The following is a 21,831-nucleotide window of genomic DNA, read 5'->3' as shown; positions in this document are numbered from 1 at the left end:
ATGGACAACCTCAATCTTAATAAACACATTTCCGGCCAGTTCAACGCAGAGCTGGAAAGCATCCGCACCCAGGTGATGACCATGGGTGGCATGGTGGAGCAGCAGCTTTCTGATGCGATCACTGCCATGCACAACCAGGACAGCGAGCTGGCGAAGCGCGTTATCGCCGGCGATCAGAACGTCAACATGATGGAAGTGGCCATCGACGAGGCCTGCGTGCGCATTATTGCCAAGCGCCAGCCAACGGCGAGCGACCTGCGTCTGGTGATGGCGATCATCAAAACCATCGCCGAGCTGGAACGTATTGGCGACGTGGCCGATAAAATCTGCCGTACCGCGCTGGAGAAATTCTCCCAGCAGCACCAGCCGCTGCTGGTCAGCCTGGAGTCGCTGGGCCGCCACACCGTGCAGATGCTGCACGACGTGCTGGATGCCTTTGCGCGTATGGATCTGGACGAAGCGGTGCGTATCTACCGTGAAGACAAGAAAGTCGACCAGGAGTACGAAGGCATCGTGCGCCAGCTGATGACCTACATGATGGAAGATTCGCGGACGATCCCAAGCGTACTGACCGCCCTGTTCTGCGCACGCTCCATCGAGCGTATCGGCGACCGCTGCCAGAACATTTGTGAATACATCTTCTACTTCGTGAAAGGTCAGGATTTCCGTCACGTGGGCGGCGACGAGCTGGACAAGCTGCTGGCGGGGAAAGATCCGAAAGAGTGACTTTTACCCTCACCCTAACCCTCTCCCTAAGGGAGAGGGCCGGGGTGAGGGGGAAAACTAGCGAGTAATATCCCACCCGCGAGCCTTCCACAACGCTGGCAGCTGCGCCAGGTCGGTAAAGGTCGTTACTTTCGGATGATCGATCGGCTTGTTGTGCGGATCGGCACAGAAGTAAAACACCTCCATTCCCGCATCAATCCCCGACTGCGCCCCCGCAGAGGAATCATCCACCAGAATGCAGTTCTCCACGTTCACGTTCATCGCCTTTGCCGCATGGAACATCAGGGCCGGATCGGGCTTCCAGCGCTGGATATCGTAGCCGCTGAACAATTTTTCCGGGAAGTGATGCACCATCTCCAGCTTGCCGAGCGAATGCTGCATTTTGCTGACCGGGCCATTGGAGACCACGCAGATGGGCACCGTCATCGCATCCAGCAGCGCATTCGCACCGGGAATAACCTCCAGCTCTGAGTCGAACAGGCGTGCGACCTCGGCGCGGTACACCGGCTCCAGATCCGCTTTCGCCAGATCCGTGCCGTGCTCTGCGTTAATGATGTCGATGATCTCGTAGAGCTTGACGCCCTTAAACCGTTTGAACACCTCGTCGAGATCGAGCGTAATGCCAAATTCCTGGAACATGGCGACATACGCGCGGGAACAAATGACCTCACTGTCGACCAGCGTACCGTCGCAGTCGAAAAATACCGCTTCAATTCCGGACATGCCTTTCCCTTTTAACAAGTTTAACGTTTACGTACTGCAGATTTACGAGACGCAATCGTTGCCGTATAAGCAAAATCAATGAAAAAAAGTATCCCGTAACCGCCCTTATTGTCGCATTTTGGTATAGGATAGCGACGAATTTTCCCTCCTTGTTCGGAAATTGATGATGAGTCAACAACACACTACCCAGACATCTGGTCAGGGTCTGCTTGAGCGCGTGTTTAAACTGCGCGAGCACGGCACAACGGCACGCACCGAAGTGATCGCCGGTTTTACTACCTTCCTGACGATGGTCTATATCGTTTTTGTTAACCCGCAAATTTTGGGCGTGGCTGGCATGGATACCAGCGCCGTCTTCGTGACGACCTGCCTGATCGCTGCGCTTGGCAGCATTTTAATGGGCGTGTTTGCTAACCTGCCGGTCGCACTGGCACCGGCAATGGGCCTGAATGCGTTCTTCGCGTTCGTGGTAGTTCAGGCGATGGGGCTGCCGTGGCAGGTTGGTATGGGCGCCATCTTCTGGGGCGCGATTGGCCTGCTGCTGCTGACCATTTTCCGCGTGCGCTACTGGATGATTGCGAATATCCCGGTGAGCCTGCGCGTGGGCATCACCAGTGGTATCGGCCTGTTCATCGGCATGATGGGGCTGAAAAACGCCGGTGTGATCGTGGCGAACCCGGAAACCCTGGTGAGCATTGGCAACCTGACCTCCCACAGCGTGCTGCTGGGCGTGCTCGGCTTCTTTATCATCGCCATTCTGGCGTCGCGCAACATTCACGCTGCGGTGCTGGTATCGATTATCGTCACTACTCTGCTGGGCTGGATGCTGGGTGACGTTCACTACAGCGGCATCGTCTCTGCGCCGCCGAGCGTGTCGACCGTGATTGGTCACGTAGACCTGGCCGGTTCGCTGAACCTCGGTCTGGCAGGCGTGATTTTCTCGTTCATGCTGGTAAACCTGTTCGACTCCTCCGGAACGCTGATCGGCGTGACCGACAAAGCGGGTCTGGCGGATGAGAAAGGCAAGTTCCCGCGCATGAAGCAGGCGCTGTTTGTGGACAGCGTCTCCTCCGTCGCCGGCTCTTTCATCGGCACCTCGTCTGTTACCGCTTACATTGAATCCTCTTCCGGCGTCTCCGTGGGCGGCCGTACCGGCCTGACGGCGGTTGTCGTCGGCCTGCTGTTCCTGCTGGTGATCTTCCTCTCTCCGCTGGCGGGCATGGTGCCTCCGTATGCGGCAGCCGGCGCGCTGATTTATGTTGGCGTGCTGATGACGTCCAGCCTGGCGCGCGTGAAGTGGGACGATTTAACCGAAGCGGTGCCAGCGTTTATTACCGCGGTGATGATGCCGTTCAGCTTCTCGATTACCGAAGGTATCGCGCTGGGCTTTATCTCTTACTGCGTAATGAAGATCGGGACCGGCCGCCTGCGCGAACTCAGCCCATGCGTGATCGTCGTGGCGCTGCTGTTTGTGCTGAAGATTGTGTTTATTGACGCGCACTAAGATGCGGTTTGTGTTGTCAGGTGGCGCTTTGCTTACCTGACCTACTGACGAGTGTAGGCCCGGTAAGCAAAGCGCCACCGGGCTTTTTTTTCAGGCTTTCACCCGCTTAATATAATCCCCAAACGCGGTCAGCTGACCAGACAGATGGTCACGCGTGCTCTGATCCACCACTTCACCCGTCTGCGGGTCGACCTTGTTCTGAATCACGCCACCCATAAATTCCGGCTTGTTCATCACCATTGCATCCAGGAACACCAGGATCTGACGCAGATGATACTGGCAGCGCGCGCCGCCAATCGCGCCCATTGAGCTGGTCTGAATCAGCACCGGTTTACCCGCGAGCGGTTGCTCCGGTAAACGAGAGAGCCAGTCGATGGCGTTCTTCAGGCCACCGGGAACCGAGTAGTTGTATTCAGGCGTAACGATGACGACGCCGTCGGCCTGGCGGATCTGCTCTGCCAGCGCCTCAACGCTCTGCGGGAAACCCTCTTCCTGCTGCACGTCGGCGTCGTAGAGCGGGATGTCGCCAATAGAAGGCAGGGCGGTGATGTCCATCCCCGCCGGTGCCAGCTGCGGCAGCGTGCGGGCAACCATGCCGTTAAATGAACCTTTGCGCAGGCTTCCCAGTAACGTAACAATTTTCAACGTATCAGACATGATTACTCCTGTTTCATCATGATGACCCTGAATGGATCAGCTAAGGGTAAATGCTTTTTCTGCCGGTAAACTGGTTAATCTCATCAGGCGCGCCGCGGGTTCGTTGGCGCGATCGGGCACATCCGGAAGGCAGTGCCACCCGCGTAAACTATCAAATTCCCAGATTTTCAGCCGTTCAATCGCTGGCGTGACGGCGATGGACCAGATCAGCACGTCTTCTGCGTCGCTGAGCGCTTCGACCCGCGTGGCTTTCGCCGCACGCAGCCGTCCTGAGCCAGGCAGAAGCTGCAGCAGGCTGGCATCATCAGACGCACAGCCACACAGCTTGCGGATGCTCTGACGCAGAGTGATGAGCTGGGATTTGGCCTCAATGGGATCGTTTTGGTTTCGGATCCACAGCTTTTCATTGCTGGAGAGCGGGTAATCCTCATGCGGGTTAATAACGTGAAAACCGCGCGTGGCACGCTGAAGCTCCAGATCCAGCCCGCAGTCACCTTCGGTGGTGAGCGCAAGGCCAATAATGTTGCCCGCATAGGCGATGGAGAAACGAGGGAGGTCGGGGTCAGCAAAGACCGGTCGGCCTTCGGGTTGGGTGATCATATCGGGCAGTTCGATGGTGCCGTACAGCATAAACATCAGCTCTGCGAGAAGCGCTCTGGAGGCCAAATATCGCGTCCTGCGATGTTCCGGCAATTTCAGTGCTTCACGGTGACACGCTGACGACAGGCGGGCCGAAATAAGCCGTCCTTCTGTCAGTGTCCCACGTGCAAAATGCGTAGCCATTTTTCGCTCCTTGATAATGGTCGTAGTCGGTTAAACGGTTACATCATTATCGCTCAACTTAGCCTTTCTTTTAATCAGTAAATGGCTTTAAGAAAAGCCTTAGGACCGAACTTTACATTTACTTAGGCAAAATCGGGACGTTTAGCGCAGAGGAGCGCCATAAAGCGCTTTAATGGTTTCGCGCAGCCAGAGGATTTTGGGATTGTGGCTGTTGCGTTTATGCCAGATGAGAGTGAAGGGCACGGTGAGCTTTTCTGCCTGTGCGTCATCAACGGGAATGGGGAGCTTCACCAGCTTGCGCTGGTGGTACTGATTATAGTGATGGCAATAATGCGGTGCGGTGGCGATGTAGTTATGGCCGGGCTGTGCCGCCATAAACATCGACTGTTCGAACCCGGGCAAGCACATGGCGATATTGCGCTCGCGGCCTATTTCGCGCAGCACTTCGTCCAGCGCCCAGGTATCGCTCCGCTCCCAAAAAATGCTGATATGCGGATAGCGCAGGAACGTCTCCAGGTTCCACTCCTCCTCCAGCGCGGGATGATCGTCCCGCAGATAGACGCACGGACGGTCGCTGAACAGAATTTCGTAATCGATAAACCACGGCATCAGCTTCAGCAGTTCGCGTGAGCGCGGGTGCGTTTCCCGCCCGGTAAAGCCCAGATCCACTTCCCCGCGCGTAATGGCGTCCAGCGAGTCGTAATCCCAGTGACGCATCTTCACTGTGGCCTGGGGATAGCGCTGATTGACCTGCGCCAGCAGCTCGTTAAGCCGGATCAGCATCAGCGGCGTTTCCGCCGCCAGTTCAAACGTCAGGCCGCCGGGCGTGTCGTGATGAAACTTATCGAGGATCTGGTTGCCTATCTGCATCCAGTCGGCCAGATCCTGCTCGAGGCTCACGGTTAGCGGCGTGGGCAGCAGCCCCAGCGGGGTTTTGACGAACAGCGGATCGTCGAACCAGTCGCGCAGCTTCGCCAGCGATTTACTCACCGCCGACGGCGTCACGTTCATCCGTTTTGCGGCCTTGGTGACGCTGCGCTCCTGCAACAAAAGCTGCAGGCACAGCAACAGGTTAAGATCGAGACTGCTGAGGGGCTTCTTCATAATGCGCTGCGGGCCGGGTCGCTAAAAGTAAGATAATGCACAGTATGCTACAGCCAATCAGTACCCCGATCAGCATATTCAGCGCGTTCAGCCCCATGATGGCCGCCAGCCAAATCCACAGCGACGACCCACAGACCTGCGCAATGCCCAGCACCGAGCTCGCCACCCCGGCCCGCAGCGAGAACGGACCGAGCGCCTGGCTCATCGCCACGCCAAAGCCGGTGGAGAAGCCGGCACAGATAAGCGTAATGCCCACCAGCATCATCGCGGGTAAGCTGGTGGTCGCCAGGATCACACCCGCCACGAGAAACACGACCTGCGAGGTCAGCATCAGCGTGCGCTGGCGGAAGATATTGAGGGCGAAAGGCATCGAGAAAGAGACGGTCATGCTGACCACCGCGTTCAGCGCCATCACAACCGAATATTCACCGCGCTCGAAGCCCATGATTTCCATCAGCAATACCGGGGAAACGTTTACATAGGTGAGGATCACCGCCACGCTTAACGTCGTTATCGCCAGGCGACTGAGGAAAAAGCGGTTCAGGAGTTTCTCTGACGGGTGAATCGTCGCGGTATGCCCTGTCTTCTGCGCGCCGGGATGCGTCTCTTTCAGCACGGCGATCGACAGGATAAAGACCAGCGCCCCCATGGTCGCCATCGTCCAGAAAAGGCTCTGCCACGGAAATTTTAGCATGATCAGGTAGCCCACCACCGGTGCCAGCACCGGAATGATGCAGGTGATCCCGTTCATCATAGAAAGCACCCTGGCGCGGCGCTGGGCGCTTAAGGTGTCGCGCAAAATCGCAAAGGCCACCACGTAGCAGCCGCCTGCGCCAATGCCCTGAATAAAGCGACCCGTAAGGAACAGCGTGCTGTCCTGAGCCAGTGAACACAGCACAGAAGCCAGCGCAAAAATCACCGCGCCTGTAATGGCGACGGGCTGACGACCCGCTTTATCAGCGATGCGCCCGGCAAACACCATTGACGACGCCATCCCCGCCAGGTAGGCCGAAAACGCAATATGCAGCTGCGCTTCGCTGGCATTCAGATCGCGAGCGATGTGCGGCAGCCCCACCAGATACATATCAATACCTGACGGATAAAGCAGAACCAGCGCGAAGCTACAAAACAGAAAACGTGCCATAAATCCCCCCTAAACACAGGCAAGCAGAATAGGGGCTGAAAGAGGTTTAGGCGAGTTGCCATTTGGACAATGGTGATTTCCTGGGAGGAAATCACCATTAGTTAGCGAGAGTTACTTACCAATACAGAAGCTCGAGAAAATCCTTCCCAGCAGATCGTCCGACGTGAACTCCCCGGTGATTTCGCTCAGGTTCTGCTGCGCCAGACGCAACTCCTCTGCCAGCAGTTCTCCTGCCCACGCGCCGATCAGCTGCGCTTTACCCTGAACAAGGTGATTGGCCGCCTCTTCCAGCGCCTGCAGGTGACGACGACGTGCCAGGAAGCCGCCTTCCATGCTGGTATCAAAGCCCATGCTCTGCTTGAGATGGTTGCGCAGGTCGTCCACGCCTTCGCCGGTACGTGCCGACAGACGAATAAGTGAGTGACCATTTACATCACTGATGCCCAGCGTTTCGCCGGTAACATCCGCTTTGTTACGCACTACGGTGATCGGCAGTTTGGCAGGCAGGCGGGCGATAAAGTCCGGCCAGATATCCGCCGGGTCAACGGCGTCGGTGGTGGTGCCATCCACCATAAACAGCACGCGGTCGGCCTGCTCGATCTCCTGCCAGGCGCGTTCGATACCAATTCGTTCGACCTCATCGCTGGCGTCGCGCAGACCCGCCGTATCGATGATGTGCAGCGGCATGCCGTCGATGTGGATATGCTCGCGGAGCACGTCGCGGGTGGTGCCGGCGATGTCGGTGACGATCGCCGCTTCACGGCCCGCCAGGGCGTTCAGCAGGCTCGATTTGCCGGCGTTGGGGCGTCCGGCGATGACCACCTTCATCCCTTCACGCAGCAGGCTGCCCTGACGTGCTTCGGCGCGTACCGCGTCGAGATCCTTCATCACCTCGTTAAGCTGGGCTTCGATTTTGCCGTCAGAGAGGAAGTCGATCTCCTCATCCGGGAAGTCGATGGCCGCTTCGACGTAGATCCTGAGGTGCGTCAGGGCTTCCACAAGGTGGTTCACGCGCGCGGAAAACGCCCCCTGAAGGGAGTTCAGCGCAGAGCGGGCCGCCTGTTCAGAGCTGGCGTCAATCAGGTCGGCAATCGCCTCGGCCTGGGCCAGATCAAGCTTGTCGTTCAGAAAGGCGCGCTCGGAGAACTCGCCCGGCTTCGCAATGCGCAGGCCCGGCAAGGTCAGAATACGTTTTAACAGCAGGTCGAGGATCACCGGGCCGCCGTGGCCCTGTAGCTCAAGCACATCTTCCCCGGTAAAGGAGTTCGGGCCGGGGAACCACAGCGCAATGCCCTGATCCAGCGGCGTGCCGTCACTGTCTTTAAACGGAAGATAATCAGCGTAGCGCGGCTTTGGCAGCTTACCCAGCACCGCTTCGGCTACCTCACGCGCCTTCAGGCCGGAGATACGCAGAATGCCTACACCACCGCGTCCCGGTGGGGTTGCCTGGGCGACGATAGTGTCGTTATGGCTCATGGTTGGTCTCTATTTTGTTGCAATAAAAAAGGCGGTCATGTGACCGCCTTTTGTTTTCGTTCCGTTTGCCGGATGGCGGCTTCGCCTTATCCGGCCTACAACCGAATCAGGACTTTTTCTTTTCGCGGCTATGCAGGCCACGTTTTTCCAGACCACGGTAAATCAGCTGCTGCTGGATGATGGTCACCAGGTTGCTGACGATATAGTACAGCACCAGACCTGACGGGAACCACAGGAAGAACACGGTGAAGATGACCGGCATAAAGGTCATGATCTTCTGCTGCATCGGGTCGGTCACGGTGGTCGGCGACATCTTCTGGATGAAGAACATCGTTACGCCCATCAGGATCGGCAGGATGTAGTACGGGTCCTGTGCAGACAGGTCATGGATCCACAGAGCGAACGGCGCGTGGCGCAGTTCAACGGAACCCATCAGCATGTAGTACAGCGCAAGGAAGATTGGCATCTGAATCAGCAGCGGGAAGCAGCCGCCCAGCGGGTTCACTTTCTCTGCTTTGTACAGGGCCATCATCTCCTGGCTCTGACGCTGTTTGTCATCGCCCAGACGCTCACGCATCGCCGCAATCTTCGGCTGCAGCATACGCATCTTCGCCATGGAGGTGTACTGCGCTTTAGTCAGCGGGTACATGATGCCACGAACGATGAAGGTGATAACGATGATCGAGAAGCCCCAGTTGCCCAGGAAGCTGTGGATAAACTTCAGCAGCTTAAACAGCGGCTGAGAGATGAACCACAACCAACCGTAATCGACGGTCAGATCCAGGTGCGGTGCCACGGCAGCCATTTTGTCCTGGATTTCCGGGCCGACCCACAGGGTGCTTGCCAGCTTACCGGTTTGACCCGGCTGAACCAGAACCGGCTGAGATTTGTAGCCGATGGCTGCAATACCGTTGCCGAGGTTCGCGGTGTAGAAGTTGTTGGTGCCGTCGTTATTCGGTACCCACGCCGTCGCGAAATACTGCTGCAGCATCGCTACCCAGCCGCCTTTAGAACTGACGTTCAGGTTTTCGTTATCGGCAATGGTGTCGAATTTGTATTTCTCATACTTGGTATCTGGCGTGGAGTACGCCGCGCCACGGAAGGTATGCAGCGCAAAGTTGCTGCTTCCGGTGTCACGGTGAGACGGCAGATTGATGGACTGCTTCAGCTGACCAAAGGTCGACAGTTCCAGCGGTTTTTCACCGGCGTTCTGTACGCTGTAGCCCACGTTCACCGCATATTCACCGCGTTTCAGGGTGAAGGTTTTGGTGAAGGTGTTGCCTGCCGCGTCAGTATAGGTCATCGGGATGGCGATTTCGTTCTGACCATCAGCCAGGACAAAGGTATCACTGTCGACGTTATACAGCGGACGCGCACCGTTAGCCGGGTTATCCGGGCCATCACGACCGGTCAGGCCGCTTTGAGCCTGGTAGATAAACTCAGGCGTGGTTTCCAGTAACTGGAACGGTTCAGTAGACTTCAGCTCTTTCGGGTAGGTCAACAGCAGCGCCTGCTCAACATCACCACCACGGGTGTTGATAGTCAGCTCAAGCACATCGGTCTTAACCGTAATCTGTTTCCCCTGGCCACTGGCCGGTACGCCCTGGTCGGCGGCGCTACCCGCTGCGGTGGTCGTGGTCTGCGTGGTCTGCTGCTGAGGTTGAGGATTTTTATCCTGCTCCCAAGCCTGCCAGATCATGAAAGACACGAACAACAAAGCGATGATAAGAAGATTGCGTTGCGAATCCATCGTTAGTGTTCTCTGGTATCAAATGGTCCTGGGGGGACGGGGTCGTCTCCACCGGGGTGTAAAGGGTGGCATTTTAATACGCGTTTCACCGTCAACCAACTGCCTTTTATCACTCCAAACCTGCGCAAGGCCTCAATTCCGTAGCTTGAGCACGTCGGTGTGAAACGGCAGTGCGGCCCGAGTAGCGGACTAATCAGGCGCTGATAGACCCTTATAAGGGCTATCAGGACCCGCGAGCCAGGCGACAATGGCGGCGCCATAATTTTTCCAACGCTTCCGAGAGAGCACGGTTATCGAGGTCGGCAACCCCTTTTTTAGCCACCACCACGAAATCCATAGAAGGCAGTTCGTGTTGACGTAAACGGAAGCTTTCACGCGTCAGACGTTTAATCCGATTGCGTTCATGCGCACGCTTAACGTTTTTCTTGGCGACAGTGAGACCGATGCGGGGATGCCCCAGCGAATTTTGGCGGCCGAGGATGGTGATTTGCGGCGTGCCAGCCCGTTGTGGCTGCTGGAAGACGAAAGTGAAATGAGTGGGAGTTAACAAACGTAACTCCCTGGGAAATGCTAGCTTAACCACTCAGGGGTTAGCTTTATTACTTGGAAACGGTCAGACGAGAACGGCCTTTAGCACGACGACGTGCCAGAACCTGACGACCATTTTTAGTAGCCATACGAGCACGGAAGCCGTGAGAACGGTTGCGCTTCAGTACAGACGGTTGAAAAGTGCGTTTCATGGCGATTTCTACCTAAACTTGAATAAATTCACTGACTTTCGCGTATACCCGAACGAATATCGAACGACTAACGCCTCAGCGTGGGTGATTAAAGAGGCCGGATTGTAATAATTGTACACTCCGGAGTCAATTCTCTTTCCTTATTTCCCGCGTATTTCCGCACGTTTTCGCGTGGAAAATGAGCAGCGGACGACGCAGGAAGATGACCATCACGCGCCGGGTCGAGGATTATACGGGCTCATCAATAAAGCGCAAGGATCGTCCCGGATCTTCGTTAGATCATTTAAGCAGAAAATTATCTGTGCTCATTAAATTTTCCAATATGCGGGCTAAATCGTGGGGTCCCACTCCAGGATCGATTACACTTACCCGGTTTCGGATCATCCTGTGGATAAATCGGGAAGAATCTGTGAGAAACAGAAGATCTCTGGCTCAGTTTACGCTATGATCCGCGGTCCTGATCGGGATCCCAGTGGCCCGATCGGGGAAAATTGCAGACAGCAATTCACACATCACCCTTCTACATCGGGTCTTGTCGATGTGTGTCAACAATCATGAATATTCAATAGTTTTCTTTTATTGTTCGAGTGGAGTCCGCCGTGTCACTTTCGCTTTGGCAGCAATGTCTTGCCCGATTGCAGGATGAGTTACCAGCCACAGAATTCAGTATGTGGATCCGCCCGTTGCAGGCGGAACTGAGCGATAACACGCTGGCTTTGTACGCGCCAAACCGTTTCGTGCTCGATTGGGTAAGAGATAAGTACCTGAACAACATCAACGGCTTGCTGAATGATTTCTGCGGCTCTGATGTCCCACAGCTGCGCTTTGAAGTGGGGACAAAACCGGTTACCCAAACCGTTCGCGAAACCGTCAATGTTGCGGCACCTGCTCAGGTGACTCCCGCCCCGGCACCGCGCGTTCTCCCTTCGACCCGTTCGGGCTGGGACAATGTTCCCGCCCCGGCCGAGCAGACCTACCGCTCTAACGTGAACGTGAAGCATACGTTTGATAACTTCGTTGAAGGTAAATCAAACCAGCTGGCGCGCGCTGCGGCACGGCAGGTAGCAGACAACCCTGGCGGCGCCTATAACCCGCTGTTTCTCTACGGCGGCACGGGTCTGGGTAAAACGCACCTTCTGCACGCTGTCGGCAACGGCATCGTGGCGCGCAAGCCCAATGCGAAAGTGGTGTATATGCACTCCGAGCGCTTCGTTCAGGACATGGTAAAAGCCCTGCAAAACAATGCGATCGAAGAGTTTAAACGCTACTACCGTTCCGTTGATGCCCTGCTTATCGATGACATTCAGTTCTTCGCCAATAAAGAACGATCCCAGGAAGAGTTTTTCCACACCTTCAACGCACTGCTGGAAGGTAATCAGCAGATCATTTTGACCTCGGATCGTTATCCCAAAGAGATCAACGGCGTTGAAGATCGTCTGAAATCCCGCTTCGGCTGGGGCCTGACCGTGGCGATCGAACCGCCCGAGCTGGAAACCCGCGTCGCGATCCTGATGAAAAAAGCGGACGAGAACGACATTCGTCTGCCGGGCGAAGTGGCCTTCTTTATTGCCAAGCGCCTGCGCTCCAACGTGCGCGAGCTGGAAGGGGCACTGAACCGCGTCATCGCTAATGCCAACTTTACCGGCCGCGCTATCACCATCGATTTCGTGCGTGAAGCGCTGCGCGATCTGCTGGCCTTGCAGGAAAAACTCGTCACCATCGATAATATTCAGAAGACGGTGGCCGAGTATTACAAAATCAAAGTGGCAGATTTGCTGTCTAAACGTCGTTCCCGATCGGTGGCGCGTCCGCGTCAGATGGCGATGGCGCTGGCAAAAGAGTTAACCAACCACAGTCTGCCGGAGATCGGCGATGCGTTTGGTGGCCGTGACCACACGACCGTGCTGCACGCCTGCCGCAAGATTGAGCAGTTGCGTGAAGAAAGCCACGACATAAAAGAAGATTTTTCCAATTTAATCAGAACTCTATCATCGTGACGCTATGAAATTTACCGTTGAACGTGAACATTTATTAAAACCGCTGCAACAGGTGAGTGGCCCATTAGGTGGTCGCCCAACGCTGCCTATCCTTGGAAACCTGCTGCTTCAGGTCGCGGACGGTACGCTGTCGCTGACCGGCACGGACCTGGAAATGGAAATGATCGCGCGCGTTACGCTGACTCAGCCGCATAACGCGGGCGCGACCACTGTTCCGGCACGTAAATTCTTCGATATCTGCCGCGGCCTGCCGGAAGGCGCTGAAATCGCCGTGCAGCTGGAGGGCGACCGCATACTGGTGCGCTCTGGCCGCAGTCGTTTCTCGCTCTCCACCCTGCCCGCTGCGGACTTCCCAAACCTGGACGACTGGCAGAGCGAAGTTGAATTCACCCTGCCGCAGGCAACGATGAAGCGTCTGATTGAAGCCACGCAGTTCTCCATGGCCCATCAGGACGTTCGCTACTACTTAAACGGCATGCTGTTCGAAACCGAAGGCGAAGAGCTGCGTACCGTCGCCACCGACGGACACCGTCTGGCGGTCTGCTCCATGCCGATTGGCGATTCACTGCCAAACCATTCGGTGATCGTGCCGCGTAAAGGCGTGATTGAGCTGATGCGTATGCTCGACGGCGGCGAAACCCCGCTGCGCGTGCAGATCGGCAGCAACAACATCCGCGCACACGTGGGTGATTTTGTCTTCACCTCGAAGCTGGTTGACGGTCGTTTCCCGGATTATCGCCGCGTATTGCCGAAGAACCCGGACAAAACGCTGGAAGCGGGCTGCGATATCCTCAAGCAGGCGTTCGCGCGTGCGGCCATCCTCTCTAACGAGAAGTTCCGCGGCGTGCGTCTGTATGTGAGCGAAAACCAGATTAAAATCACCGCCAACAACCCGGAGCAGGAAGAAGCAGAAGAGATTCTGGACGTCACCTACGCCGGGGCTGAGATGGAAATCGGCTTTAACGTCAGCTACGTGCTGGACGTGCTGAATGCGCTGAAGTGCGAGAACGTTCGCATTCTGCTGACCGACTCCGTGTCGAGCGTACAGATTGAAGATGCGGCCAGCCAAAGCGCGGCTTATGTTGTTATGCCAATGAGACTGTAATGTCGCTCACCCGTCTGTTGATCCGCGACTTTCGCAATATCGAAAGCGCGGATCTCGCTTTATCCCCTGGCTTTAATTTCCTGGTTGGCGCGAACGGCAGCGGCAAAACCAGCGTGCTGGAAGCCATCTATACGCTCGGCCATGGCCGGGCGTTTCGCAGTTTGCAGATTGGTCGCGTCATTCGCCACGAACAGGAATCCTTTGTTCTGCACGGGCGTTTACAGGGCGCGGAGCGGGAAACCGCCATCGGCCTGAGTAAAGATAAGCAGGGCGACAGCAAGGTGCGCATCGACGGTACCGACGGCCACAAGGTCGCCGAGCTGGCGCTGTTAATGCCGATGCAGCTGATCACGCCGGAGGGGTTTACTTTACTCAACGGCGGCCCCAAATACAGAAGAGCCTTCCTCGACTGGGGATGCTTTCACAATGAAGCCGGTTTCTTTAACGCCTGGAGCAACCTGAAGCGTCTGCTTAAGCAGCGCAACGCCGCGTTGCGTCAGGTCACGCGCTATGCCCAGCTGCGTCCGTGGGATTTAGAACTCATTCCTCTTGCGGAACAAATCAGCCGCTGGCGTGCCGAATACAGTGCAGGGATCGCCGAAGACATGGCTGATACCTGCAAACAGTTTTTACCCGAGTTTTCTCTTACCTTCTCCTTCCAGCGCGGCTGGGAGAAAGAGACGGATTATGCCGACGTGCTGGAAAGAAATTTCGAGCGCGATCGCATGCTGACCTACACTGCGCACGGCCCGCACAAAGCGGATTTTCGCATACGTGCAGACGGTGCGCCGGTCGAAGATACCTTGTCGCGCGGGCAGCTTAAGCTGCTGATGTGCGCGCTGCGCCTGGCGCAGGGGGAGTTTCTTACCCGCGAGAGCGGGCGACGCTGCCTGTATCTGATAGATGATTTTGCCTCGGAACTTGACGACGCGCGGCGCGGGCTGCTTGCCAGCCGCTTAAAAGCCACGCAGTCGCAGGTTTTCGTCAGTGCCATTAGCGCTGAACACGTTATAGACATGTCGGACGAAAATTCGAAGATGTTTACCGTGGAAAAGGGTAAAATAACGGATTAACCCAAGTTTAAATGAGCGAGAAACGTTGATGTCGAATTCTTATGACTCCTCCAGTATCAAAGTCCTGAAAGGGCTGGATGCGGTGCGTAAGCGCCCTGGTATGTATATCGGCGATACGGATGACGGCACCGGTCTGCACCACATGGTATTCGAGGTGGTAGATAACGCTATCGACGAAGCGCTCGCGGGTCACTGTAAAGACATCGTGGTGACGATCCATGCGGACAACTCCGTATCCGTCACCGATGATGGTCGTGGCATCCCAACCGGTATTCACCCGGAAGAGGGCGTATCTGCTGCGGAAGTCATCATGACCGTTCTGCACGCAGGCGGTAAATTCGATGATAACTCCTATAAAGTTTCCGGCGGTCTGCATGGCGTTGGCGTCTCCGTTGTAAACGCCCTGTCGCAGAAGCTGGAGCTGGTTATCCAGCGCGAAGGTAAAATTCATCGCCAGGTGTATACCCACGGCGTGCCGCAGGCACCGCTGGCTGTGACCGGTGATACCGACAAAACCGGTACCCTGGTACGCTTCTGGCCAAGCCACGAAACCTTCACCAACGTCACCGAATTTGAATACGACATCCTGGCGAAACGCCTGCGCGAACTGTCATTCCTGAACTCCGGCGTGTCTATCCGCCTGAAAGACAAACGCGACGGCAAAGAAGACCACTTCCACTACGAAGGCGGCATCAGGGCGTTCGTTGAGTATCTGAACAAGAACAAAACGCCAATTCACCCAAATATTTTCTACTTCTCAACCGAGAAAGACGGCATTGGCGTGGAAGTGGCGCTGCAGTGGAACGACGGTTTCCAGGAAAACATCTACTGCTTCACCAACAACATTCCACAGCGTGACGGCGGTACGCACCTGGCGGGCTTCCGCGCGGCGATGACCCGTACCCTGAACGCCTATATGGACAAAGAAGGCTACAGCAAGAAAGCGAAAGTCAGCGCCACCGGTGACGATGCCCGTGAAGGCCTGATTGCCGTTGTCTCCGTGAAGGTGCCGGATCCGAAGTTCTCCTCGCAGACCAAAGACAAACTGGTCTCTTCTGAGGTGAAATCGGCGGTTGAGCAGCAGATGAACGAACTGCTGAGCGAATACCTGCTGGAAAACCCGTCCGACGCGAAAATCGTGGTCGGCAAAATTATCGATGCGGCACGTGCCCGTGAAGCGGCGCGTAAAGCCCGCGAAATGACGCGCCGTAAGGGTGCGCTGGACTTAGCAGGCCTGCCGGGCAAACTGGCGGACTGTCAGGAACGCGACCCGGCGCTGTCCGAACTGTACCTGGTGGAAGGGGACTCCGCGGGCGGTTCTGCGAAGCAGGGCCGTAACCGTAAGAACCAGGCGATCCTGCCGCTGAAGGGTAAAATCCTCAACGTGGAGAAAGCGCGCTTCGACAAGATGCTCTCTTCTCAGGAAGTGGCGACGCTTATCACCGCGCTCGGCTGCGGCATTGGCCGTGACGAGTACAACCCGGACAAGCTGCGCTATCACAGCATCATCATCATGACCGATGCGGACGTCGACGGCTCGCACATTCGTACGCTGCTGTTGACCTTCTTCTACCGTCAGATGCCGGAAATCGTTGAACGTGGTCACGTCTACATAGCACAGCCACCGCTGTACAAAGTGAAGAAAGGCAAACAGGAACAGTACATTAAAGACGACGAAGCGATGGATCAGTACCAAATCGCGATCGCGCTTGATGGTGCGACCCTGCACGCAAACTCCAGCGCACCAGCGCTGGCAGGCGAGCCGCTGGAGCGTCTGGTCTCCGAGTTCAACGCTGCTCAGAAAATGATTGTCCGCATGGAGCGTCGTTATCCGAAAACGCTGCTGAAAGCGCTGGTGTATCAACCTACGCTGACCGAAGCGGATCTGAGCGACGAACAGACCGTGTCCCGCTGGGTAAACAGCCTGGTGAGCGAGCTGAACGAGAACGAACAGCACGGTAGCATGTGGAAATGCGATGTTCAGCAGAACGCTGATCAGCAGTTCGAGCCGGTTATCCGCGTGCGTACCCACGGTGTCGACACCGATTATCCGCTGGAGCACGAGTTTGTGACCGGGCCGGAATACCGCCGTCTCTGCACCCTCGGCGAAAAGCTGCGCGGTCTGATTGAAGACGATGCGTTCATTGAACGTGGCGAACGTCGTCAGCCGGTTGCCAGCTTCGAGCAGGCGCTGGAATGGCTGGTGAAAGAGTCCCGTCGTGGCCTGGCAATCCAGCGTTATAAAGGTCTGGGCGAGATGAACCCGGAGCAGCTGTGGGAAACCACCATGGATCCGGAAAGCCGTCGCATGCTGCGCGTAACCGTGAAGGACGCGATTGCAGCGGACCAGCTGTTCACGACCCTGATGGGCGATGCGGTTGAACCACGCCGTGCCTTTATCGAAGAGAATGCCCTGAAAGCGGCGAATATTGATATCTAAGTAATCCCCCCTCACCCCAGCCCTCTCCCACAGGGAGAGGGTGCACGGTTCCCTCTCCCTGTGGGAGAGGGTTAGGGTGAGGGTAAACCTGTGCAAAAGAGGAATCCCCCCCTCACACCCAATCCCCTTTCTTACCGTGTTTTTTGAGCGGAATCGCGTTAGCATGAGTGCAGACTCATTCAATCCGGGGATCTCATGGCCATCAAACTCATTGCAATTGATATGGACGGCACGCTGCTGCTGCCAGACCACACTATCTCTCCAGCCGTTAAAAACGCGATTGCCGCCGCGCGCGCAAAAGGCGTGAACGTGGTACTGACCACTGGCCGGCCATATGCGGGTGTGCACAGCTACCTGAAAGAACTGCATATGAACCAGCCGGGCGATTACTGCATCACCTATAACGGTGCGCTGGTGCAGAAAGCGGCCGATGGCAGCACGGTGGCGCAAACCGCGCTGAGCTATGATGATTACCGGTTCCTGGAAAAGCTCTCCCGCGAAGTGGGTTCACACTTCCACGCACTCGATCGCAATACGCTGTATACCGCCAACCGCGATATCAGCTACTACACCGTGCATGAATCCTATGTCGCTACCATTCCGCTGGTGTTCTGCGAAGCAGAGAACATGGACCCGGCCACGCAGTTCCTGAAGGTCATGATGATTGATGAGCCAGCGATTCTTGATAAAGCCATCGCACGCATCCCGGCGGAGGTCAAAGAGAAATACACCGTGCTGAAAAGCGCGCCGTACTTCCTCGAAATCCTCGATAAACGCGTCAATAAGGGCACTGGCGTGAAATCGCTGGCCGATGCGCTGGGCATCAAGCCTGAAGAGATCATGTCCCTGGGCGATCAGGAAAACGATATCGCGATGATCGAATACGCGGGCATGGGGGTAGCGATGGATAACGCGATCCCATCGGTGAAAGAAGTGGCCAACTTCGTGACCAAATCCAACCTGGAAGACGGCGCTGCCTACGCGATCGAGAAGTTTGTCCTGAACTAAGCTTTGTTAAACACATCGGCCCTGGTTATCAACCGGGGCTTTTTTTTGCCTTCAATTTATTGAGTTGTTCTTTTTGTGATCTGGATTGTAGTACAACATTTAATGATTGTACTACATTACGGCTACAGGCATGACGAACAGCATCACGTTTGTACTGCAAAAGTGAGGCGAAATTCAGCGGTCGCGGTAAAGTAGGGATGGACACAAAGAGCATAAGGACTCTCCATGACTCTCAATAAAACCGATCGCATTGTTATCACGCTGGGCACCCAGATTGTGGGCGGCAAATATGTTCCAGGTTCACCGCTGCCTGCCGAGGCGGAACTGTGTGAGGAGTTTGAAACCTCGCGCAACATCATCCGGGAAGTGTTCCGTTCGCTGATGGCGAAACGGCTGATTGAAATGAAGCGTTATCGCGGCGCGTTTGTTGCTCCGCGCAATCAGTGGAACTACCTCGATACCGATGTTCTGCAGTGGGTGCTGGAAAACGACTACGACCCGCGGCTTATCGGCGCGATGAGCGAGGTACGAAACCTCGTGGAACCGGCGATAGCCCGCTGGGCGGCGGAACGCGCCACGTCGGGCGACCTGGCGCAGATTGAGTCGGCCCTGAACGACATGATCGCCAACAACCAGAACCGGGACGCCTTCAACGAAGCGGATATTCGCTACCACGAGGCGGTACTCCAGTCGGTGCATAACCCGGTGCTGCAGCAGCTTAGCGTGGCAATCAGCTCGCTACAGCGTGCGGTATTTGAACGTACCTGGATGGGTGATGAGGCCAACATGCCGAAAACGCTCCAGGAACATAAAGCGCTGTTCGATGCGATACGGCATCAGGACGGCGATGCGGCAGAGCAGGCGGCGCTCACGATGATCGCCAGCTCGACACGAAGGTTAAAGGAAATCACATGACATCTCGCTACATCGCCATTGACTGGGGATCGACCAATCTGCGCGCCTGGCTGTACCAGGGCGAGCAGTGCCTGGAGAGCAGGCAATCAGAAGCAGGCGTTACGCGTCTGAATGGTAAATCCCCCGAGGCGGTGCTGGCAGAGGTGACACAAAACTGGCGCGACGGCGCCACGCCGGTGGTGATGGCAGGCATGGTGGGCAGCAATGTGGGCTGGAAGGTTGCGCCCTATCTGCCGGTGCCTGCCCCGTTCTCATCCATTGGCGAGCAGTTAACGTCCGTTGGCGACAATATCTGGATTATTCCCGGCTTGTGCGTCTCTCGCGACGATAACCACAACGTTATGCGCGGCGAAGAGACGCAGCTGCTCGGCGCACGCACGCTTTCTCCTTCTTCTGTCTACGTCATGCCCGGTACCCACTGCAAGTGGGTGCAGGCCGATACCGACACAATCCATGATTTTCGCACCGTGATGACCGGCGAATTACACCATTTGCTGCTTAAGCATTCGCTGGTAGGTGCGGGATTGCCGGAGCAAGCCCCGTCGCCGGAGGCGTTTGCCGCCGGGCTTGAGCGCGGGATCGCTTCTCCTGCCGTTTTGCCGCAGCTTTTTGAGGTTCGCGCTTCGCACGTGCTGGGACAACTCCCGCGCGAGCAGGTCAGCGAGTTTCTGTCCGGCCTGCTGATTGGCGCCGAAGTCGCCAGCCTGAGTGAACGCTTCGCCGGGCAGCAGGCCATTACTCTCGTCGCAGGCTCATTGCTGACCTCACGGTATCGCCAGGCGTTTCACGCCATGGGTCGGGACGTGGCGGCGGTAGAGGGCGACACGGCATTTCAGGCTGGAATAAGGAGCATCGCTCATGCAGTGGCAAACTAACCTTCCCCTTATAGCGATATTGCGCGGCATCACTCCCGGCGAGGCGTTGGTGCACGTAGGCGCGGTGATTGACGCCGGGTTTGACGCGGTGGAAATCCCGCTCAACTCCCCGGAGTGGGAAAAAAGCATACCGGCCGTCGTCGATGCGTTTGGTGATAAGGCGCTGATTGGCGCAGGCACGGTGCTACAGCCGGAGCAGGTCGACAGGCTGGCGAAAATGGGCTGCAAACTTATCGTCACGCCCAACATCAACCCAGAGGTGATCCGCCGCGCGGTGGGCTACGGCATGACCGTCTGCCCGGGATGTGCAACGGCAACCGAAGCCTTTACCGCTCTCGATGCGGGCGCGCAGGCGCTGAAAATTTTCCCGTCATCGGCCTTTGGCCCGGAGTACATCAAAGCGCTGAAAGCGGTCTTACCCGCAAGCGTACCGGTCCTGGCCGTGGGCGGCGTGACGCCAGAAAACTTGGCGCAGTGGATAAAGGCTGGCTGTGCAGGCGCCGGGCTGGGTAGCGATCTTTATCGCGCCGGACAGAGCGTGGAGCGCACCGCACAGCAGGCAGCAGCATTTGTGAAAGCGTATCGAGAGGCAGTGAAATGAAAATAACCAAACTCACCACGTACCGTTTACCGCCGCGTTGGATGTTCCTGAAAATCGAAACCGACGAAGGGGTTGTTGGCTGGGGCGAGCCGGTGATTGAGGGCCGCGCCCGCACCGTGGAAGCTGCCGTGCACGAGCTGGGTGAATACCTGATTGGTCAGGATCCGGCGCGCATTAACGACCTGTGGCAGGTGATGTATCGCGCGGGCTTCTACCGCGGTGGCCCCATTCTGATGAGTGCCATCGCCGGTATCGACCAGGCGCTGTGGGATATCAAAGGAAAAGTGCTGAACGCCCCGGTCTGGCAGCTGATGGGCGGCCTGGTTCGCGACAAAATTAAAGCCTACAGCTGGGTAGGCGGCGACCGTCCTGCGGAAGTGATCGACGGTATCAAGCAACTGCGCAGCATTGGTTTTGACACCTTCAAGCTCAACGGCTGTGAAGAGATGGGGGTGATCGACAATTCACGTGCGGTAGACCGGGCGGTGAATACCGTGGCGCAGATCCGTGAAGCCTTCGGCAATGACATTGAGTTTGGGCTGGACTTCCATGGCCGCGTCAGCGCGCCGATGGCGAAAGTGCTGATCAAAGAGCTGGAGCCGTACCGTCCGCTGTTTATCGAAGAGCCGGTGCTGGCCGAGCAGGCCGAATACTATCCGAAGCTGGCGGAACAGACGCACATTCCGATTGCGGCGGGCGAACGGATGTTCTCACGCTTCGAGTTTAAACGTGTGCTGGAAGCGGGCGGAATCGCGATCCTGCAGCCGGACCTCTCTCATGCGGGCGGCATCACCGAATGCTACAAAATTGCCGGTATGGCAGAAGCTTACGACGTGGCGCTGGCCCCGCACTGCCCGCTCGGGCCTGTCGCGCTGGCGGCCTGTCTGCACGTCGATTTTGTCTCCCGTAATGCCGTGTTCCAGGAACAGAGCATGGGCATTCATTACAACAAGGGCGCGGAACTGCTCGATTTTGTGAAGAACAAAGAAGACTTCTGCATGGAAGGCGGGTTCTTTAAACCGTTAACGAAGCCGGGCCTTGGCGTGGAGATCGACGAAGCCAAAGTCATTGAGCTGAGTAAACATGCGCCGGACTGGCGTAACCCGTTATGGCGGCATGAAGACGGTTCCGTCGCCGAGTGGTAAATCGCCGGATGGCGCTACGCTTATTCGGCCTACTCTCCCGTAGGCCCGGACATACAGCAGCGCCA

At 56.6% G+C, this 21,831-nt stretch carries 21 protein-coding genes; 11 read left to right on the top strand and 10 right to left on the bottom strand.

Annotation, left to right across the window (positions count from 1 at the left end; all coding sequences use genetic code 11):
• Positions 1-726 carry a phosphate signaling complex protein PhoU gene (gene phoU, locus I6L58_RS12690; RefSeq protein WP_006177575.1) on the top strand — a complete coding sequence of 242 codons (726 nt, stop codon included), beginning with the start codon at positions 1-3 and terminating at the stop codon, positions 724-726.
• Positions 727-783: 57 nt separating this feature from the next.
• Here phoU and yieH read toward each other — a convergent pair whose 3' ends face one another.
• The gene (gene yieH / locus I6L58_RS12685) at positions 784-1,449 is read right to left on the bottom strand and encodes a 6-phosphogluconate phosphatase (protein WP_006177576.1); all 666 of its coding nucleotides are present in this window, start codon (positions 1,447-1,449) and stop codon (positions 784-786) included.
• Between the two features lie 166 nt (positions 1,450-1,615).
• Between yieH and adeP the strand changes: the two genes are divergently transcribed.
• Positions 1,616-2,953: an adenine permease AdeP gene (gene adeP / locus I6L58_RS12680; RefSeq protein WP_140418817.1), complete on the top strand. Its 1,338-nt coding sequence runs from the start codon at positions 1,616-1,618 to the stop codon at positions 2,951-2,953.
• Between the two features lie 90 nt (positions 2,954-3,043).
• Here adeP and I6L58_RS12675 read toward each other — a convergent pair whose 3' ends face one another.
• The 9 genes from I6L58_RS12675 to rpmH form a co-directional block, all read right to left on the bottom strand.
• Complete coding sequence (locus I6L58_RS12675; RefSeq protein ID WP_088208930.1) at positions 3,044-3,610, bottom strand: NADPH-dependent FMN reductase; 567 nt, start codon at positions 3,608-3,610, stop codon at positions 3,044-3,046.
• Between the two features lie 36 nt (positions 3,611-3,646).
• Complete coding sequence (locus I6L58_RS12670; RefSeq protein ID WP_088208931.1) at positions 3,647-4,393, bottom strand: 4'-phosphopantetheinyl transferase family protein; 747 nt, start codon at positions 4,391-4,393, stop codon at positions 3,647-3,649.
• A gap of 141 nt (positions 4,394-4,534) precedes the next feature.
• On the bottom strand, positions 4,535-5,497 hold the full coding sequence (yidZ, locus tag I6L58_RS12665) for an HTH-type transcriptional regulator YidZ (protein WP_006177580.1): 963 nt from the start codon (positions 5,495-5,497) through the stop codon (positions 4,535-4,537).
• Complete coding sequence (locus tag I6L58_RS12660) at positions 5,466-6,641, bottom strand: MFS transporter (RefSeq protein ID WP_088208932.1); 1,176 nt, start codon at positions 6,639-6,641, stop codon at positions 5,466-5,468. The genes yidZ and I6L58_RS12660 overlap by 32 nt, the downstream gene beginning before the upstream one ends.
• Before the next feature lie 111 nt (positions 6,642-6,752).
• Positions 6,753-8,117, bottom strand: a complete 1,365-nt coding sequence (gene mnmE, locus I6L58_RS12655; RefSeq protein WP_006177584.1) for a tRNA uridine-5-carboxymethylaminomethyl(34) synthesis GTPase MnmE — start codon at positions 8,115-8,117, stop codon at positions 6,753-6,755.
• A gap of 106 nt (positions 8,118-8,223) precedes the next feature.
• Complete coding sequence (gene yidC / locus I6L58_RS12650; protein ID WP_006177585.1) at positions 8,224-9,867, bottom strand: membrane protein insertase YidC; 1,644 nt, start codon at positions 9,865-9,867, stop codon at positions 8,224-8,226.
• Positions 9,868-9,869: 2 nt separating this feature from the next.
• The gene (gene yidD / locus I6L58_RS12645; RefSeq protein ID WP_001307474.1) at positions 9,870-10,127 is read right to left on the bottom strand and encodes a membrane protein insertion efficiency factor YidD; all 258 of its coding nucleotides are present in this window, start codon (positions 10,125-10,127) and stop codon (positions 9,870-9,872) included.
• Entirely contained in the window at positions 10,091-10,450 is a 360-nt protein-coding gene (gene rnpA, locus I6L58_RS12640) for a ribonuclease P protein component (protein WP_003861126.1), read from the bottom strand. The genes yidD and rnpA overlap by 37 nt, the downstream gene beginning before the upstream one ends.
• A gap of 16 nt (positions 10,451-10,466) precedes the next feature.
• The gene (gene rpmH, locus I6L58_RS12635) at positions 10,467-10,607 is read right to left on the bottom strand and encodes a 50S ribosomal protein L34 (protein ID WP_003849659.1); all 141 of its coding nucleotides are present in this window, start codon (positions 10,605-10,607) and stop codon (positions 10,467-10,469) included.
• Positions 10,608-11,206: 599 nt separating this feature from the next.
• On the opposite strand from rpmH, the gene dnaA reads away from it, so the two are divergent.
• The 9 genes from dnaA (at position 11,207) to dgoD (ending at position 21,766) form a co-directional block, all read left to right on the top strand.
• Positions 11,207-12,604, top strand: coding sequence for a chromosomal replication initiator protein DnaA (gene dnaA, locus I6L58_RS12630; RefSeq protein WP_042321253.1), 1,398 nt, complete (start codon positions 11,207-11,209; stop codon positions 12,602-12,604).
• 4 nt (positions 12,605-12,608) lie between these two features.
• Complete coding sequence (dnaN, locus tag I6L58_RS12625) at positions 12,609-13,709, top strand: DNA polymerase III subunit beta (RefSeq protein WP_088208933.1); 1,101 nt, start codon at positions 12,609-12,611, stop codon at positions 13,707-13,709.
• On the top strand, positions 13,709-14,782 hold the full coding sequence (recF, locus tag I6L58_RS12620; RefSeq protein WP_006177591.1) for a DNA replication/repair protein RecF: 1,074 nt from the start codon (positions 13,709-13,711) through the stop codon (positions 14,780-14,782). Before dnaN ends, recF begins: the two co-directional genes overlap by 1 nt.
• A gap of 28 nt (positions 14,783-14,810) precedes the next feature.
• Complete coding sequence (gene gyrB, locus I6L58_RS12615; RefSeq protein WP_006177592.1) at positions 14,811-17,222, top strand: DNA topoisomerase (ATP-hydrolyzing) subunit B; 2,412 nt, start codon at positions 14,811-14,813, stop codon at positions 17,220-17,222.
• A gap of 195 nt (positions 17,223-17,417) precedes the next feature.
• Positions 17,418-18,230 carry a sugar-phosphatase gene (gene yidA / locus I6L58_RS12610; RefSeq protein WP_088208934.1) on the top strand — a complete coding sequence of 271 codons (813 nt, stop codon included), beginning with the start codon at positions 17,418-17,420 and terminating at the stop codon, positions 18,228-18,230.
• Between the two features lie 225 nt (positions 18,231-18,455).
• Positions 18,456-19,145, top strand: a complete 690-nt coding sequence (gene dgoR, locus I6L58_RS12605; RefSeq protein WP_006177594.1) for a D-galactonate utilization transcriptional regulator DgoR — start codon at positions 18,456-18,458, stop codon at positions 19,143-19,145.
• Positions 19,142-20,020 carry a 2-dehydro-3-deoxygalactonokinase gene (locus tag I6L58_RS12600; RefSeq protein WP_088208935.1) on the top strand — a complete coding sequence of 293 codons (879 nt, stop codon included), beginning with the start codon at positions 19,142-19,144 and terminating at the stop codon, positions 20,018-20,020. The genes dgoR and I6L58_RS12600 overlap by 4 nt, the downstream gene beginning before the upstream one ends.
• Entirely contained in the window at positions 20,004-20,621 is a 618-nt protein-coding gene (locus tag I6L58_RS12595) for a 2-dehydro-3-deoxy-6-phosphogalactonate aldolase (RefSeq protein WP_088208936.1), read from the top strand. Before I6L58_RS12600 ends, I6L58_RS12595 begins: the two co-directional genes overlap by 17 nt.
• A complete protein-coding gene (dgoD, locus tag I6L58_RS12590) occupies positions 20,618-21,766 on the top strand; it encodes a galactonate dehydratase (protein WP_006177597.1) in 1,149 nt (382 codons plus the stop codon). Before I6L58_RS12595 ends, dgoD begins: the two co-directional genes overlap by 4 nt.
• The last annotated feature ends 65 nt before the right edge of the window (positions 21,767-21,831 follow it).

The sequence above is a fragment of the Enterobacter cancerogenus genome (genome assembly GCF_019047785.1).
Lineage (GTDB): Bacteria > Pseudomonadota > Gammaproteobacteria > Enterobacterales > Enterobacteriaceae > Enterobacter > Enterobacter cancerogenus.
The sequence above is the reverse complement of the archived record's forward strand: the minus strand, read 5'-3'. Positions and strand labels throughout refer to the sequence as shown.